The organism is Luteitalea sp. (assembly GCF_044337415.1).
In the GTDB taxonomy this organism is placed as follows: domain Bacteria; phylum Acidobacteriota; class Vicinamibacteria; order Vicinamibacterales; family Vicinamibacteraceae; genus Luteitalea.
The window spans coordinates 1-16,814 of the sequence record NZ_JBIINP010000092.1 but is presented as its reverse complement, the minus strand read 5'-3'; the positions used below and the strand labels follow the sequence as shown (position 1 = coordinate 16,814).

General features: G+C 70.7%; 15 protein-coding genes and 1 pseudogene. 7 read left to right on the top strand and 9 right to left on the bottom strand.

Annotated elements, in window-relative coordinates; all coding sequences use genetic code 11:
• The first annotated feature begins 40 nt into the window (after positions 1-40).
• The 6 genes from nth (at position 41) to ACIRDX_RS13795 (ending at position 8,653) form a co-directional block, all read left to right on the top strand.
• Positions 41-916, top strand: a complete 876-nt coding sequence (gene nth, locus ACIRDX_RS13820; RefSeq protein WP_396626021.1) for an endonuclease III — start codon at positions 41-43, stop codon at positions 914-916.
• The gene (locus ACIRDX_RS13815; RefSeq protein ID WP_396626020.1) at positions 913-1,311 is read left to right on the top strand and encodes a metallopeptidase family protein; all 399 of its coding nucleotides are present in this window, start codon (positions 913-915) and stop codon (positions 1,309-1,311) included. The genes nth and ACIRDX_RS13815 overlap by 4 nt, the downstream gene beginning before the upstream one ends.
• Positions 1,311-2,129: a 16S rRNA (adenine(1518)-N(6)/adenine(1519)-N(6))-dimethyltransferase RsmA gene (rsmA, locus tag ACIRDX_RS13810; protein ID WP_396626019.1), complete on the top strand. Its 819-nt coding sequence runs from the start codon at positions 1,311-1,313 to the stop codon at positions 2,127-2,129. The genes ACIRDX_RS13815 and rsmA overlap by 1 nt, the downstream gene beginning before the upstream one ends.
• Positions 2,130-2,564: 435 nt before the next feature.
• Entirely contained in the window at positions 2,565-4,253 is a 1,689-nt protein-coding gene (locus tag ACIRDX_RS13805; protein ID WP_396626018.1) for a ribonuclease J, read from the top strand.
• A complete protein-coding gene (locus ACIRDX_RS13800; RefSeq protein WP_396626017.1) occupies positions 4,253-6,652 on the top strand; it encodes a DNA translocase FtsK in 2,400 nt (799 codons plus the stop codon). Before ACIRDX_RS13805 ends, ACIRDX_RS13800 begins: the two co-directional genes overlap by 1 nt.
• Positions 6,653-6,661: 9 nt before the next feature.
• Positions 6,662-8,653 carry an N-acetylmuramoyl-L-alanine amidase gene (locus tag ACIRDX_RS13795; protein ID WP_396626016.1) on the top strand — a complete coding sequence of 664 codons (1,992 nt, stop codon included), beginning with the start codon at positions 6,662-6,664 and terminating at the stop codon, positions 8,651-8,653.
• A gap of 77 nt (positions 8,654-8,730) precedes the next feature.
• Here the strand turns inward: ACIRDX_RS13795 and ACIRDX_RS13790 are convergent, their stop codons facing one another.
• Positions 8,731-9,144 carry a hypothetical protein gene (locus ACIRDX_RS13790; protein ID WP_396626015.1) on the bottom strand — a complete coding sequence of 138 codons (414 nt, stop codon included), beginning with the start codon at positions 9,142-9,144 and terminating at the stop codon, positions 8,731-8,733.
• Positions 9,145-9,147: 3 nt separating this feature from the next.
• Positions 9,148-10,677 (bottom strand): leucyl aminopeptidase, encoded by a 1,530-nt coding sequence (locus ACIRDX_RS13785; RefSeq protein WP_396626014.1) that lies wholly within the window; start codon positions 10,675-10,677, stop codon positions 9,148-9,150.
• Between the two features lie 91 nt (positions 10,678-10,768).
• Here ACIRDX_RS13785 and ACIRDX_RS13780 point away from each other — a divergent pair, with 91 nt between their 5' ends.
• Positions 10,769-11,224, top strand: a complete 456-nt coding sequence (locus ACIRDX_RS13780) for a hypothetical protein (RefSeq protein WP_396626013.1) — start codon at positions 10,769-10,771, stop codon at positions 11,222-11,224.
• A gap of 14 nt (positions 11,225-11,238) precedes the next feature.
• Here the strand turns inward: ACIRDX_RS13780 and ACIRDX_RS13775 are convergent, their stop codons facing one another.
• The 7 genes and pseudogenes from ACIRDX_RS13775 to ACIRDX_RS13745 all read right to left on the bottom strand — a co-directional run.
• A complete protein-coding gene (locus ACIRDX_RS13775; RefSeq protein WP_396626012.1) occupies positions 11,239-11,886 on the bottom strand; it encodes a CoA transferase subunit B in 648 nt (215 codons plus the stop codon).
• A 100-nt stretch (positions 11,887-11,986) separates the two neighbouring features.
• Positions 11,987-12,685, bottom strand: coding sequence for a CoA transferase subunit A (locus ACIRDX_RS13770; protein ID WP_396626011.1), 699 nt, complete (start codon positions 12,683-12,685; stop codon positions 11,987-11,989).
• Between the two features lie 100 nt (positions 12,686-12,785).
• Positions 12,786-14,189 (bottom strand): prephenate dehydrogenase/arogenate dehydrogenase family protein, encoded by a 1,404-nt coding sequence (locus tag ACIRDX_RS13765; RefSeq protein ID WP_396626010.1) that lies wholly within the window; start codon positions 14,187-14,189, stop codon positions 12,786-12,788.
• The gene (gene aroF / locus ACIRDX_RS13760) at positions 14,186-15,235 is read right to left on the bottom strand and encodes a 3-deoxy-7-phosphoheptulonate synthase (protein ID WP_396626009.1); all 1,050 of its coding nucleotides are present in this window, start codon (positions 15,233-15,235) and stop codon (positions 14,186-14,188) included. The genes ACIRDX_RS13765 and aroF overlap by 4 nt, the downstream gene beginning before the upstream one ends.
• 43 nt (positions 15,236-15,278) lie before the next feature.
• The gene (pheA, locus tag ACIRDX_RS13755) at positions 15,279-15,584 is read right to left on the bottom strand and encodes a chorismate mutase (RefSeq protein WP_396626008.1); all 306 of its coding nucleotides are present in this window, start codon (positions 15,582-15,584) and stop codon (positions 15,279-15,281) included.
• Positions 15,581-16,384: a tryptophan synthase subunit alpha gene (gene trpA, locus ACIRDX_RS13750; protein WP_396626007.1), complete on the bottom strand. Its 804-nt coding sequence runs from the start codon at positions 16,382-16,384 to the stop codon at positions 15,581-15,583. Before trpA ends, pheA begins: the two co-directional genes overlap by 4 nt.
• Positions 16,381-16,814: pseudogene (locus tag ACIRDX_RS13745) on the bottom strand (tryptophan synthase subunit beta); the annotation flags it as partial. The pseudogene ACIRDX_RS13745 and the gene trpA, both read right to left, overlap by 4 nt.

Here is a 16,814-nt window from a genome sequence, read left to right as displayed (position 1 = left end):
GCCGAATGGCGCTCGCGCCATTCGGCGGTACGATCCGCTCGTGCCTCGTGCTCCCAAGCCTGCTGCGGGAGGCGCCGACCTGGTGCCGGCGCCTGCGGTCCTCGAACGACTGCTGCGCCACTTCCCGGCTCCCGACACCGAACTGGCCTACCGCAACGCCTTCGAGTTGCTGGTGGCCACCGTGCTCTCGGCGCAGTCGACCGACGCGCGGGTCAACGAGACGACGCCGGCGTTGTTCGCGCGCTACCCCGACGCGCGCGCGCTGGCAGCCGCCGACCCGGACGAGGTCGAGCCACTCGTACACGCCACCGGCTTCTTCCGCGTGAAGGCGCGCGCGATCATCACGCTGTCGCAGCGGCTCGTCGCCGATCACGGCGGTGAGGTCCCGGCAGACATGGACGCGCTCACGGCCCTCCCGGGCGTCGGCCGCAAGACGGCCAACGTGGTGCTCGGCCATGCCCTCGGCGTCCCGGGCCTGCCCGTCGACCGCCATGTCCTTCGGGTGACCGAGCGCATCGGCCTCACGCACGAGACCACCCCCGAGGGCGTCGAGCGCGACCTGTGCGCCGCCCTGCCCCCGTCCGACTGGACCCGCATGTCCGACGGGCTGATCCTGCTCGGCCGGCGCGTGTGCCGCCCGAAGCCGCAGTGCGGCGCCTGCGAGGTGGCCGACGTGTGTCGCTATCCGTTCAAGGCCGGCGGCCTGCAGCCGCTCGACCTCGATGCGCCGGTGCGAAAGCGTTCTCCCGGGAAGACCACTGACCGTCGGACGAGTCCGACGGCTACGAACCCGAGCACCAACCGTCGCGCCAGCGCGACGGCGACGAAGGGAGGGCCGGTCGTCCCGCCCCGGCCGACCGCGAAGGCCGCAGGCCGAACGACGAAGGCCGTCCGAGGAAAGGGGCCCGCCCGATGACACGAGACGAGTTCGCCGGGCTGATCGAAGAGGCCCTCACCCTGATTCCCACCGACTTCCGCGATGCGATGCGCAACATCGCCATCATCGTCGAGGACCATCCGCCGGCCGAGATCCTCGCGGAGATGGAGATCGAGCCGCCCGACACGCTCTACGGGCTCTACCTCGGCACGCCCATCACCGAGCGCCAGTGGGACGATGGCAATCGGGAACCGGATCAGATCGTGTTGTACCAGGGCCCCCACGAGGAGGACGCCGTCAACGAGGACGACCTCGTGGCCATGGTTGCCGAGACGCTGATTCACGAGGTCGGGCACTACTTCGGCATGTCCGAAGAGGAAATCATGGAGGTCGAGGAGAAGTTCTGGGCCGAGCAGGACGGAGGCGCGAACTAGTGGCCGCACCGCCGCCACGGCCTCGGCGATCGCCGCCCGCACGCAAGCGCTTCGGCCAGCACTTCCTCGAGCAGGCCTGGATCACGAAGATCATCGCGGCGGTCGCACCGCAGCCGGGCGACGTGTTCCTCGAGGTCGGGCCAGGTCGCGGCCAGCTCACCGGGCCCCTGGCGCGAGCGGGCGCGACGGTCCACGCGGTGGAGATCGACCGGGACCTCGTGGCCGAACTCCGCGCCAGGGCCCTGCCGGGGGTCCACGTCCACGAGGGCGACTTCCTGGACATGCCCCCCGAGACGTGGTTCCACGGCGACCAGCCGTACCGGATGGCCGCCAACCTGCCGTACAACGTCTCGACGCCCATCCTGGTGCGACTGCTCCGCCACGCCCGAGCCGGCCGGCTGCGCGAGGCCTACCTGATGCTGCAGAAGGAGGTCGCCGACCGACTGGTGGCCCAGCCGGGCACGGGCGACTACGGGCCGCTCACCATCGCCGTCGCGCAACAGGCCGACGTCAGCCGCGTGTTCGTGCTGCCGCCGGGCGCGTTCCGGCCCCCGCCGAAGGTCCACTCGGCCGTGGTCCGGCTGGCCTTCCGGCCCGACCGGGTGGCGGTGGCCGACGCCGGCCGACTCGACGCGATCGTGCGCCACGTGTTCACCCAGCGGCGCAAGATGCTGGCCGTCAGCCTGGGGGCCCTGGCCAAGGGCGAGGGCGCCGATGCCGCGGGCTGGCTGCGCGCGGCCGACATCGACGGCACCCGACGCCCGGAGACCCTGACCCTCGAGGAGTTCGCCCGCCTCGCCGACGCGTCGCGGGTATAGGCGTCGACCGTCCTCCCGCGACGTGTCCCCTGACCGTCGGGCAAGCCCGACGGCTACGTCCGGACCGCCTCCCCGATCCGCGATCGGCTATTCCCGTTCGGCGTTCAGCGTTCGGCCTCCGGCGTTCGACGTTCAAGACTCGCCGATGTGCGCCCGTGGCGCGCGGCGAGTTCGGCGTTCGGCCTGCGGCGGCCCTGGCCGACACGGCCGCGCCACTGTGCTATCTTGTTGCACGTTGTAGGACTTAGCGGTGTCAGCCCAACCCAGTGGGTCTGATTCCAGAGTGTCGGTCCTGGCGCCCGCCAGTCACCGGCTGTCCGTGTCCGCTGGCCCGGTCCCCCACCTTCGACCGGCGCACGTGGCGCAGCGCGTGGTAGTTCCGGACGCGGCATGTGGCCGTGGTCGGACGTGCTGTCGGCTGACCCCGACGCTCTGGTGATTCGACACGAGATGACCGTACCCGAGGCGCAGGCCCTGCCTGTCGACGTGGTGCCCCTTGGCGGGCTTCGCGAGTTCGGCATGAACACGATGGCGATCACGTGTGGCGAGACCACGATCGTGATCGACGCCGGCGTCATGTTCGCCGAGCCGGACCTGCCGGGCGTGGACCTCGTCGTCCCCGACCTGGCCTACCTCGAGGGCCTGGGCCACAAGGTGGCCGCGGTCTTCCTCACGCACGGGCACGAGGATCACATCGGCGGCCTGCCCTACCTGATGCCGCTCGTGGATGGGCCCGTGTACGGCTCGAAACTCGCGCTGGCCCTGGTGGAGCATCGCCTCGAGCAGCACGCCATCGACGTCCGCGACCGCCTGAAGCCGGTCGCCGCCACCGACCGCGTGCAGGTGGGCCCCTTCGTCGTCGAATGCCTGCGCGTCACGCACAGCATGCCCGACTGCCTGGCGTTGGCCATCCACACGCCGCAGGGCGTGCTCGTCCACACGGGCGACTTCAAGATCGACCACACGCCGCTCGACGGCGAACGCACCGACCTCCCCCGCCTGGCCGAACTCGGCCAGCAGGGCGTGCTGGCGCTGTTTGCCGACTCGACCAACGTGGACCGTCCGGGCGTCGCCGGCTCCGAGCGCGACGTGATCGACGGCTTCGAGGAGATCTTCACCTCGACGGCCGGCAAGATCGTCGTGGCGATGTTCGCCTCGAGCATCCACCGGATGCAGGTCATCGTCGACCTCGCGGCGCAGTTCGACCGGCACGTTGCGTTCGTCGGCCGCGGCATGATCGACAACTCCGAGACCGCGCAGCGGCTCGGCTACCTGCGTATCCCCCACGGCGTCGCCATCCGCGACACCGAGGTGCGCGACTTCCCCGCCAGCGACGTCGTGTGCATCACGACGGGCACGCAGGGGGAGCCGGCCGCGGCGCTCTCGCGCATCGCCATCGACGACCACCGCTTCGTGAAGGTCGACGACAACGACGTGGTGGTGTTCTCGGCGCGGGCCATTCCCGGCAACGAGCGGGCGATCGGCCGCGTGATGAACCACCTGGCGCTGCGCGGCGCCGAGGTGATCTACGAGGGCCAGAAGCACGTGCACGTGTCGGGGCACGGCCACGTCGAGGAGCTCAAGCTGATGCACTCGCTGGTGCGGCCGAAGTACTTCGTGCCCGTCCACGGCGAGTACCGGCAACTGGCGCGCCACGCGCGCGTGGCGCAGGCCGTGTCGCGCACCACCGAGGTGATGGTCATCGACAACGGCGACGTGCTGCGCTTCGACGCCGAGGGCGCGACCGTCGCGGGTCGTGCCGAGGTCGGGCGACGCTTCATCGACGGCACGCGCACCGGCGAGGTCGCCGACGAGGTGCTGCGCGACCGTCGTCACCTGGCCGGCGACGGGCTCATCGTGCCCATGCTCGCCGTGAACATGCAGACGGGCGCGCTCCAGGGCACGCCCGAGATCATCACGCGCGGGTTCGTGGTGGATGAATCCTCCGAGCAGTTGCTGCGCGACGCGGCGCTGATGATCCGGGACGCGGTGCTGGCCGCACCGATCGAGGAACGGACGGACGTGGGGCTGCTGCGGGAGCGCGTGCGGGCGGAACTGCAGCGGGTGATGCGGCGCAAGGCGGGGCGACGCCCGCTGATCGTGCCGGTGGTGATGGAGATCTGATGTCGGCATCCGTGATGTCGCGACGCGCGAGCGAGGCGCTGGGCGTGGCGCTGTTCTTCGGCGCCCTGCTCTGGTTCGTGGCCCTGGTGAGCTACACGCCGGGCGACCCGGCGTGGTTCTTCTATGCGGGGCCACCGACGCCGGCCGCCAACTTCGCGGGCAGCTTCGGCGCCTTCGTGGCCGAGTCGTCGTTCCAGCTCCTGGGCTTCGCCTCGTACCTGATTCCGGTGGTGCTGCTGGTGGCCGGCTGGCACTACTTCTGGTGCCGCACGCTGCCGGCCGGCTACACCAAGTCGATCGGCGCCGTCATCCTGCTGCTGTGCCTCGCGGCCCTGCTCGGCCTGGCCGTGGGCGCCCCGCGCGCCGGCGACACCTCGGTCCCGGCCGGCGGCCACCTCGGCGCCGTCCTGGCCGACCTCGCCGTGCACTACTTCAACCGCGCCGGCGGCGCCATCGTCATCCTCTCGACCGGCCTGCTGGGGTTCATCCTGACGACGCAGGTGTCGCTGAGCGCGCTGTCGTCGGCGGCGGCCGAGAAGGTACGTGCGCGAGTGGCGGCGTGGCAGGACGCGCGCAAGACGGCCCACGAGGCCAGGCGTCGCGAGGAGCAGCGCCGCGACGTGATGAAGAAGCGGCTGCCGAACGCCTCGCCCGAGGACATCGACCGCCTCATCCAGGACAAGGCCAGGCCGGCGGCGGCACCGGCGCCGACCGTGGACGACGCCCCGGCGCCCGCCCCGGCCGCGGAAGCTGCCGCGCGCCGTGCGCGCCCGCGCCCGGGTCCGACACCGGCCCCGCCGATGGCGGCCGCCGGCCCCGATCCGAATCGCGTGGTCAAGGACCTGCCGCCCATCCGGCCGAAAGTGCCCGCCCGACCGACCCCGATGTCGATCGAGGAGCCGGAACTCAAGGCGCCCGCCGAGCGGAAGGCAGGCGCGTACACGCTGCCGCCGCTCGCGCTGCTCGATCCGCCGCAGGCCGAACGGAAGGTCGACGAACGCGAGCTGATGGACGCCGCGCGCCAGTTGCAGGACAAGTGTCGCGAGTTCTCCGTGGAAGGCGACATCGTGCAGATCCTGCCCGGCCCGGTCGTCACCACGTACGAGTTCAAGCCCGACGCCGGCGTGAAGTACAGCAAGATCACCGGCCTGTCCGATGACCTGTCGCTGGCGATGCGCGCCGAGTCGGTGCTGATCGACCGCATCCCCGGCCGCAGCACGGTCGGCATCCAGATCCCCAACCCGCAGCGCGAGGCGATCTCGCTCCGGGAACTGCTCGAGTCCGAGCCGTACCGCAAGTCGCCCTCGAAGCTGGCGATCGCGCTGGGCAAGACGATCCACGGCGAGCCGTACGTGAGCGACCTGGCGACGATGCCGCACCTGCTCATCGCCGGCTCGACGGGCACGGGCAAGTCCGTGGGCCTGAACGCCATGCTGACGAGCATCCTGTACCGGGCCACGCCCGATCAGGTGCGCTTCATCATGATCGACCCCAAGCGCCTCGAGCTCGGCATGTACGAGGACATCCCGCACCTGCTCACGCCGGTGGTGGTCGAGCCCAAGCTCGCCGCCAATGCGCTGCGCTGGGCCGTGCGCGAGATGGAGGAGCGCTACAAGACGCTGGCAGCCTTCGGCGTCCGCAACATCGAGCAGTTCAACCGCAACCTCAAGGCATCGATCGATGCCGGTGAGGTCCGCACCGACGCCAAGACGGGTGAGCCGTTCAAGACGCTGCCGTTCGTGGTGGTGGTGATCGACGAGCTCGCGGACCTGATGATGGTGGCCTCCAACGAGGTCGAGCAGTCGATCTGCCGACTGGCGCAGATGGCCCGCGCCGTGGGCATCCACCTGATTCTCGCGACGCAGCGCCCGTCGGTGGACGTGATCACCGGCCTCATCAAGGCCAACATGCCGTCGCGCATCTCGTTCCGCGTGTCGTCCAAGGTCGACTCGCGCACGATTCTCGACGCCAACGGCGCCGAGGCCCTCCTCGGCAAGGGCGACATGCTCTTCCTGCCGCCGGCCTCCTCGCGCGTGATGCGCCTGCACGGCGCCTACATCTCCGAGCAGGAGAGCGCGCGCCTGGCCAGCTTCCTGCGCAAGCAGGGCCAGCCGACCTACGACCGCTCGATCACCGACGAGGAGAAGTCGAGCGAGGGCGGCGGGGGCGGCTTCGAGAAGGACGACCTCTACGACGAGGCCGCGCGCATCGTGGTGTCGAGCGGGCAGGCCTCGATCAGCTACCTGCAGCGTCGCCTGCGCATCGGCTTCAGCCGCGCCGCGCGCCTCGTGGACATGATGGAGGCCGAGGGGCTCGTCTCGAGCGGCCAGGGCGGCAAGGCCCGCGAGGTGCTCGTCGACAAGGACTACTTCGACGAGGTCGACGCGCAACTGCGCTGAGGACTCCGCATGCGACGCACGATCCGCATCATCGCCACGGCGGCCACCCTCGCGCTGGCCCTCTGCCTCCCGGCCGAGGCCGCGAAGAAGAAGACGTCGGCCAAGAAGACCACCGCGCCGGCCAGCCAGGTGTCGAAGGCGCGCTCGGCGCGCACCGCCTACGACCGCACGCTCGCCCGCGAGCGCGCGCTGCGCACCTCGCGCCGCAAGGCGCCGCTGTCGCAGATGCGCGCCGTGATTGCCGACTACGAGGCCATCGCGCGCCGCTGGCCCACCAGCGGCTACGCCGACAACGCGTTGTGGAACGGCGCCAACCTGGCCTACGACGCCAACATCTCCTATGGCGCGCGGCAGGAACGCGACAGCGCGATGGAGATGCTGCGCTGGCTGGTCAAGGAATACCCCTCGAGCTCACTCGCGCGCGACGCCCAGACCCGCCTCCGCAAGATCAACGCCGCCGCACCGAAGACGACCAAGGCCGACGCCGAGAAGCGCACCGCGCAGGCCGAGCCACCGACGCCGCCGCCGGCGGCGACCGAGCTCGCAAAAGCCAACATCCGCACCGCGGAAGCCGAGCCGCTCGCCCCCGACGACGCCACGGTCGACGAGGCGCCAGCGGCGACGACCGCCGCGCCGCCCTCCCCTGCCCCGCCGAAGCCTGCGACGCCCAGGCCGCTGCCCGCCCCCGCGCCAGCGCGCGCCGCGGCCACGACCGCTCCCGTCGTGCGCGACGTCAAGCGCGTGGTGCTGCCGGAGGTGGTGCGCGTCACCATCGAGCTCGATGGCGAGGTGACCTACTACGAGGAGGCGCTGGAGAACCCGTCGCGCCTGTTCTTCGACCTGCGGGGCGCCCGGCTCGGGCCGGCAGTGGAGGAAGGCGTGCGCGCCTTCACCGACGGCGACGTGGTGCGGGAGGTGCGCGTAGGCACCCACCCCAACGGCATCGTCCGCGTGGTGCTCGACACGCAGGGCGTGGCACGCCACAGCCTGTTCACCCTCTACAACCCCTACCGGCTGGTGCTCGACATGTACCGGGAACCGGGTGCGCTCACGCAGAAGCTGACGCCGGCTCCGCCGACCACCGCGGCGCCGCGCCTGCCCGCCCCCGTCGCCGCTGCGCCGAAGGCCGCCGTGGCCGCCGCGGCGCCCCCGCGTCCGCCCGCGCCGCCGACTGGCCCCGAGACCACGGCGCGGAACGAACCCCTGCCGACGACGACGGCCGGCCCCAACGTCACCACGGCGCCAGCGGCACCCGAGTCCAACAGCTCCGGCAGCTACTCGCTTGCACGCCAGCTCGGACTCGGCGTCTCGCGCATCGTGATCGATCCCGGTCACGGCGGCCACGACGTGGGCTCGCTCGGCGACGGGATCCGGGAAGCCGAGCTGGTGCTCGACGTGGCGCTCCGCCTCGAGAAGTTGCTGAAGCAGGAACCCGGCATCGACGTGGTGATGACGCGTCGCACCGACGAGTTCATCGAGCTCGAGGAGCGCACGCGCATCGCCAACCGCCAGAACGCCGATCTGTTCCTGTCGATCCACGCCAACTCGAGCCGTCGGAAGACGGCGCAGGGCGTCGAGACGTTCATCCTGAACTTCGCCAACAACAGCGACGCCGAGGAAGTGGCCGCCCGCGAGAACGCCATCGCCAAGGGCTCGATGCGGCAGCTCCCCGACATCGTCAAGGCGATCACGCTGAACAACAAGCTGGATGAGTCGCGCGATCTCGCCGAAATCGTGCAGGGCCAGTTGGTGTCGCGCCTGCGCCGGAGCGAGTCAGATCTGCCCGACCGCGGCATCAAGCAGGCGCCGTTCGTGGTGCTGATCGGCGCGTCGATGCCGAGCGTGCTCTGCGAGATCGGCTTCGTGAGCACGCCCGAGGAAGGGCGTCGCCTCAAGACGGCCGCCTACCGCCAGGAGATCGCGGAGGCGCTGCGCGACGGGTTGCTGCGGTACCAGCGGTCGCTGAAGGGCGCGACCACCACCGCCTCGCGCTCGCAGTAGACCAATTTGGAATTCAGAATGAAGGGCAGGGCCGACGCTGTTGGCCCCGCGCTTCATTCAGAATTCTGAATTCTGAATTACTGCCTGTCCGTCAGCGAGATGTGGTCCTCGGCGTCCCGGTCTGGACCTCCCCAGCCGAGGCGGTGCTTGAAGAACACCAGCACCGCGCCGAGCACGGCGCCAAGGACCAGCGCCCCAATCACCGCCACCGCGACGATGCCGAGGGAGCCGACGAGCACGTCGGCCACCCCGGTGTCTGGCGTGAGGGGCCCCACCTGCACGCGAGGCTCGTCCTTCCGGATGGACATCAGCGGCACGTCGCGCGGCGCCTCGCCCGGTCGGCGGAGCGTGCCTGTGCCCGCTGGCGAGTCCGGGGCGATGGTGAGCGCGGTGGGGTCCCGCGGCTGCTGAGGCGCGGCAGGGTCCTGCGTCCCAGCGGCGGGGGTGCCCTGCCGTGCGGCTGGCGTCGAGGGCGCCTGCGCCGCCGCCATGGGCTAGACCCAGCTCCCCGCCGAGCGCGCGAGCTCGATCAGCGTGCGCACCGCGACGCCGGTCGGTCCCTTGGGCTGGTACGGCTTCGGCTCGTCGGCCCAGGCCGTCCCCGCGATGTCCAGGTGCGCCCACGCTGCATCGCCGGCGAAGGCCTTGAGGAAGATCGCCGCGCTGATGGCGCCGCCGTAGCGCGTGCCCGCCGCGTTGACCATGTCGGCGATGTCGCTCTTCATCAGGTCCTTGTACTCGTCGGTCATCGGCAGCGACCAGAGGAAGTCGCCGCCTCGCGTGCCCGCGTCGCGCACCACATCGCGCCACGCATCCGGTGTGCCGAACAACCCTGACGCCACCCGACCGAGCGCCACCGCGCACGCACCCGTGAGCGTCGCGATGTCGACCAGGTGCGTGGCGCCGAGCTGCGTCGCGTACCAGAGGGCGTCGCCGAGAATCAGCCGTCCTTCGGCATCGGTGTTGGTGATCTCGACGGTGAGGCCACTCGCGCCGGTGAGCACGTCGCCGGGCCGGAAGGCGGTACCGCTCGGCATGTTCTCGACAGCGGGGATGATGCCAATCACCTTGCGCGGCCCGCCCGCCTTCGCCAGCGCATGGAACGCGCCGAGCACGGCGGCGCCGCCGCACATGTCGTACTTCATGCGGTCCATGTTCTCGGCCGGCTTGATCGAGATGCCGCCCGTGTCGAACGTCACGGCCTTGCCCACAAGCGCGAGTACGGGCCCGGCCTGCCCACTCCCGACTGCCGACTGCCGACTGCTGTCTGGTTCGTACGTGAGCACGATGAGCCGCGGCGCGTTGGCGCTGCCCTGAGCAACCCCCAACAGCAGGCCCATGTTGCGGTCGCGGATCGCCGGCTCGTCGAGGACCTCGACCGACACCGAGGTGCCCGCGAAGAGCTCCACCGCCCGATCGGCCAGCACGGCCGGCGTGAGCACGTTGGGCGGCTCGTGCGCGACCGCGCGCGCGACGTTGGTCGCCTCGCCCAGCACACCGCCGAGGACCACCGCGTCGGCAAGGGTCGAGGCCGGCCCTTCGCTCACCACGATCGCCGCCGACTCCAGATCGCCCAGCTTGCGGTCCTTCGTCTTGTAGGCGTCGACGTGGAACGCGGCCAGCGTGAGGCCCTCGGCCAGCGCCCGGACCTGCGCCTCGCCCTGCAGGGCGCCCATGGCCAGCACGGCCACGTGCGACTGTCCCCGCCCGCGCGCGGCCAGGCCGGCCGCCGTACCGAGGCGGCGCGCCACGTCGGCACTCGCGGCAGACTCGGCGCCAGCACCGAGCAGCAGCACTCGCGGCGAAGCCAGTCCGTCGCCTCCCAGCCAGTGCATCTCGAAGGGCTCGCCCTTCAGATCGCGTGACTCGCGCAGGGTCGCCACCGTGGACGCCAGCCCGTCGGGCAGCGCGGCACTGGTGCCCTCGGAGAAGACGGGGACGACGAGGACGTCCGCCTCGACGCTGGCCGGCGGCGCGACCACGAGCCGCAGGGAAGGCAAGGTGTAGAACGCGCGCGAGGGCATGACCCTGCATTCTATACCGCCGGTCGAGCCGGCCCCGTCACCCGGGATGCTACGATGCGAAGACCGACAGGTTCTCGGCAAGGACGGAGCGATGAAGCGCACGGTGGCAGCAGCGGTCCTGGCAGTCGTCTCCGGCGTGGCCCTTGCCGCGCAGGCGCCCGCGCAGGACAAGGACGCCAAGACGGCCAAGGACGAGGGTCGTCCCGAGATCAACATCAAGGTCACGCCGCTCATCGCCTTCTCGCCGGCGAAGATCACGGTGCGGGCCGAGATGAAGGGCGGGGTGCTCGACTACGAGCCCTTCTACTGCCCCACGATCATCTGGGACTGGGACGACGGCACATCGTCGGAGAACACGGCCGACTGCGCCCCGTACGAGCCGGGCAAGAGCGAGATCCGGCGGTACTACAGCAGCAGCCACACCTACCAGATCGCCGGGCGCTACAACGTCCGCTTCCGCATGAAGAAGGGCGACAAGGTGGTGGGCGGCCAGTCCACCGTGGTCCAGGTGCGGGCGGGAATCCGCGATCCCTCCGAAGTGCCCTAGCGGCGCGGGCGCGGTCAGAAGCGCCCGAGCGGCTCGCCGACGCGGAAGGCGGCGCTGGTCAGGCTCTGCACCTGATCGAGCGTGACGCCTTCCGCCAGTTCGCGCAGCACCAGCCCGTCGGCCGTCACGTCGATGACGGCCAGTTCGGTCACGATGCGGTGAACGACACCCACGCCCGTGAGCGGCAACGTGCAGCGCGGCACGATCTTCGGCTGGCCGTCTTTGGTCGCGTGCTCCATCGCGATCACCACGCGCCGCGCGCCGGCCACGAGGTCCATCGCCCCGCCCATCCCCTTGACCATCTTGCCCGGCACCATCCAGTTGGCCAGGTTGCCGCACTCGTCGACCTCCAGCGCGCCCAGCACCGTCAGGTCGATGTGCCCGCCACGCACCATCGCGAACGACTCGGCTCCACTGAAGAAGGACGCGCCTGGCAGCGCCGTCACCGTCTCCTTCCCCGCGTTGATCAGGTCGGGATCGACCTCGCCCTCGGTGGGATACGGGCCCACGCCCAGCAAGCCGTTCTCCGAGTGCAACACGATGTCGATGCCCGTCGGCACGTGGTCGGCCACCAGCGTTGGCAGGCCGATGCCGAGGTTGACGTAGTCGCCGTCCTTCAGTTCCGCGGCGACACGGCGGATGATGCGTTCACGCTTGTCCATACGAAGGGGGCTGGGGGCTCGGGGCTGGGAGATGGGGGCTAGGGGCTGGGGGCTGGGGCTCGTGCGCGGACGTTCGGCGTTCGGCATTCGGCGTTGAGCGTCAGGCGTTAAGCGTTACAACCCGTTTCTCGATGCGCTTCTCGTACGGGCCGCCCCGCAGCACGTGCGCGACGTAGATGCCCGGCGTGACCACCGCATCCGGGTCGATGTCGCCCGGCTCCACGAGGTCTTCCACTTCGGCGATGGTCACCCGCGCCGCCGTCGCCATCACCGGGTTGAAGTTGCGCGCCGTGCGTCGGTACAGGAGGTTGCCGTGCGTGTCGCCGCGCCAGGCCTTCACGAACGCGAAGTCGGCGCGCAGCGGCTGCTCGAAGACGTAGTGGATGCCGTCGATCTCGCGCGTCTCCTTGCCCTCGGCCACCAGCGTGCCGTACCCGGTCGGCGTGAAGAAGCCGCCGATGCCGGCCCCGCCGGCGCGGATCCGCTCGGCGAACGTGCCCTGCGGAACCAGGTCGACCTCGAGCTCCTTCGTGAGGAACTGCCGCTCGAACTCCTTGTTCTCGCCGACGTAGGTCGCCACCATCTTCCGCACCTGGCGCGCCTTCAGGAGGATGCCGATGCCGAAGTCGTCGACGCCCGCGTTGTTGCTGATGACGGTGAGGTCGCGCGTCCCGCGCCGGTGAAGGGCGGCGATCAACGTCTCGGGAATGCCGCAGAGGCCGAAGCCGCCCATCATGATGCTGGCGCCGTCGGGGATGAGGGCCACCGCCTCGTCAGCGCTCGCAATCTGCTTGTTCATGGCTTATCGAAGTATAAGCACACGGCCGGGTTCCGGGTACCGGGTGCCGGGTACGGGGTCGGTCAGTTCGTGGGCGTCGACCGTCAGGTCGACGCGTCCCTCACAACTCCCGATCCACCGGGATCCTGGCGTCGTACTGCTCCTGTCGGTACGGCACGAAGCCGACGCGCTCGTAATTGCGGACGGCCGACGGATGGTCGAGCGAGCAGGTGTGGAGCCAGACGCGCTCGGGCTCACTTGCCCACGCTTCCCGTACGGCCACGGTGAGGAGCGCGGGACCGAGTCGCTGGCCGATGAACTCGGGCAGCAAGCCGAAGTAGCAGATTTCGACCTCGTGCGCCGTCCGGTGCAGTTCGAAGTAGCCCGCGGGCGTCCCGGCCACGGTGAGCAGCCAGATCTCGACGCCGCCAGACGCGAGGTGTTCGGCCACGCGGGCGTCGCTCCAGTCCCAGCGATCGATCCAGTACCAGGGACGCCCGACCTCGCGATAGAGGTAGCGGTACAGCGAGCCCGGCACGACGTCGAGGCGGCGCACCACGGCGTCGACCTCCGGGAACTCGAACGGCACCACCTGCGCCGGCGACCGCATCTCGAGGAACGTGCGCGTGGCCGGCCGGTGCAACAGCCTTTCGGTCGTCCGTGGCCCCCGCTGGCTGTCGAAGGTGCTGCGCCACCGCCGTCCGTCCTGCAGCACCGGTTGCATCGCCGCCGCATCCCCCTCGAGCATCCCGGCGGTCGGCAGCGCGGCGCGCAAGGCGTCGAGCGCCTGCCCGACATGCGGCGCGTTGGTGGCGAGGATGTCGAGCCACAGCGCAGGCGCGCTGCCCGCCAGTCGCGTCGTGTCGACGAGGCCCGGCCCGGCGAACTGCAGCCCGTCGCTCGTCACGGCCCTGCCGGTGACTGCCATCAGCGTGCTGCTGACGACCTGCGGCAGGTGACTCACGTACGCCATCACGTGATCGTGCTCGTCGGCGCCCATCACGACCGGCCTGGCCCCGATGCCGACCACGAGTTGCGTCAGGCGCGCGAGGGCCTCGCCCACCGCGCCTGCGCCCTGCGGGCCGTCGGTGTCGGGCGTGAGGATCCACGGCCGCTCGAGGAACAACCCGGCGTCGGCGTGTGCGAACCCGCTGTGGGTGCTCCCGGCCATCGGGTGACCACCCAGGAATCGCACGCCGGCATGACGCCGCGCATGTGCCACCATCGCCGCCTTCGTGCTGCCGAGGTCGGTGACCACTGTCGTGGGCCCGACGTACGGCGCGAAGGCATCGAGCAGGCGCAGGTTCTCGAGCACGGGCGCGCCGAGCACGACGAGGTCTGCCTCGGTGGCCGCCGCCGGGGCCGAGACCAACGTGAAGTGCGCCTTCACGCGCGGGTCGGCCGCCGGATCGAGCACCGACACCTCGGTCTCGGGCCACACCGCGCGAATCGCCAGGCCGAGTGACCCGCCGATCAACCCGCAGCCGACCAGCAGGACCCGACCGAAGGGCGCGGGGTCGCTCACTGGCCCCAACCGCGCCGCGCCACCGGTTCCTGGCAGATGCTGCGGCCGATGGCCGGGGCGATGATCCGGAGTTCGGCCATCAGCCGCTCGAACTGGCCGGGGAACATCGACTGCGCCCCGTCGCTCAGCGCGTTGTCGGGGTCGCAGTGCACCTCGATCAGCAGGCCATCGGCGCCAGCGGCGATCGCCGCGCGCGCCATTGGCGCCACCTTGTCGCGTCGGCCCGTGCCGTGGCTCGGGTCCACGAAGATCGGCAGGTGGCTCAACTTCTTCACGACCGGGATCGCGGAGATGTCGAGCGTGTTGCGCGTGTAGCTCTCGAACGTGCGGATGCCGCGCTCGCAGAGAATCACGTCCATGTTACCGCCGGCCAGGACGTACTCGGCCGACAGCAGCCACTCCTCGATCGTCGCGGAGATGCCGCGCTTGAGGAGCACGGGCGTGCGCACCTTGCCCAGTTCGCGCAGCAGCGTGAAGTTCTGCATGTTGCGCGCGCCGACCTGGTAGATGTCGACGTACTTGCCCATCACCTCGATCTGGCTGACGTCCATCACCTCCGACACCAGCTTGAGGCCGTGCGCGTCGGCGCCCGCGCGCAGCAGTTGCAGGCCCTCCTCGCCGAGGCCCTGGAAGCTGTAGGGCGAACTGCGTGGCTTGAAGGCCCCGCCACGCAACACCTTCGCGCCGGCGCGCCGCACCGCCGCCGCCGTGCTCATCACCTGCGCCTCGTTCTCGGCCGAGCAGGGCCCGGCCATCACGATCACCTCGTCGCCGCCTATCCGCAGGTCGCCGACGGTGACCACCGTGTCCTCGGCCTTGAACGTGCGGCTCGCCAGCTTGTAGGGCTCGGTGATGCGCATCACCTCCTGCACGCCATCGAGCACCTCGAGCAGGCGCGGGTCGTGCTTGCCCTGCCCGCCGACCGCGCCGATCACCGTGCGCAGCGATCCCGTGGACCGATGCACGTCGAACCCCATCTGCACGAGTTGCGCGACGACGCGCTGGATCTGATCCTCGCTCGCGCGCTCCTCCATCACCACGACCATGTCGGTATCCCCTCAGGCAGGCTGCAGCCAGCAGCCTGCAGGCCTATGTCCGTCCATCCTCGTCGTGCTTCTGTGCGGTCACCCGCTCGAGCCGTCGGGCCTCGTCGATGATGCGTTCGAAGAGGCGCATCACCGCGTCGCCGTCGAGCGGTCCCGGGTTGACGGCCCGGACGTGGTCGAGCACGTCCTTCTCGCGGCCGGGCTGGTAGATCGCCATGCCGATGCCGCGCTTGATCTCGCCGATCTCCAGGGCGCACGCCGCACGCTCGTTCAACAGCGCGACGATCCGCTCGTCGAGCGCGTCGATCCGGTCGCGCAACGCACGCATCCGCCAGTCGGGGTCGCTCATGCCGGCGCCTCCCCTCCCGTGAGCCAGCGCACGAAGGTGCGCACCTCGTCGGCCAGGCGCGGCGACTGCCCGTGCCTGGCGATCTGCGCCACCAGCGCGCTGCCCACCACGGCCGCGTCGGCGTACTTGCCGACGTCGCGAATGTGCTCCGGGCGCGACAGGCCGAAGCCGAGCGCGATCGGCAGCGTCGAGTCCTGCCGCAGGCGCTCCACGAGGTCGCGCGCATCACCTGCGACCTGCTCGCGGACGCCGGTCACGCCGAGCCGCGAGATGGCATACAGGAAGCCCTTGCCCATCGCGTCGGCCTTCCGCACGCGCTCGGCGGTGGTCGTCGGCGAGAGCAGGAAGATCGGCGCCAGGCCGTGCGCCACGAGCACCTCGCGCGTCGGGCCCGCCTCCTCGAGCGGCAGGTCGAGCAGCAGCACGCCATCGACGCCGACCTCGGCCGCACGCGCCGCGAACGCCTCGACGCCGAAACGCACGATGGGGTTGGCGTAGCTGAAGAGCACCAGCGGCGCCTCGACGTTGCGCCGCAGGTCGCCGACCAGGTCGAGCACTCCCCGCAACGTGGCGCCGGCCTTCAGCGCCCGCTCGGAGGACCGCTGGATCTCCGGTCCATCGGCGAGGGGATCGGAGAACGGCACGCCGATCTCAATGACGTCGGCGCCGCCCTCGTCGACAGCCCGGATGACGTCGCCCGATCGCTCAAGCGTCGGGTCACCGCCCGACACGAAGGCCACCAGGCCCGTGCGTTGGTCGGCCTTCATCCGTGCGAAGGCCTGTTCGAGCCGCGTGCTCATGCCTGGTCTCCCAACAGGTGCTGGATGCTCTGCACGTCCTTGTCGCCGCGCCCGGAGAGGTTCACGAGGACGAGCCCGTCCTTGCCGACCTCACGCGCCACCTGCTCGACGGCGGCGATGGCGTGCGCAGACTCGAGGGCCGGCAGGATGCCCTCGAGATGGCCGAGGCGCTGGAAGGCCGCCAGGGCCTCGGGGTCGGTCGCATACCGGTACTCCGCGCGCTTCTTCTGCAGCAGATCGGCATGCTCGGGTCCGACGGCCGCGTAGTCGAGCCCGGCCGAGACCGAGTGCGTGAGCGAGATGTTGCCCGCCTCGTCCTGCAGCACCCACGTGCGCGTGCCCTGGAGCACGCCGGGCACGCCGCCGGCGAAACGGGCCGCGTGCCGCCCGCCCTCGATGCCCTCGCCACCAGCCTCGACCCCGATCAGCC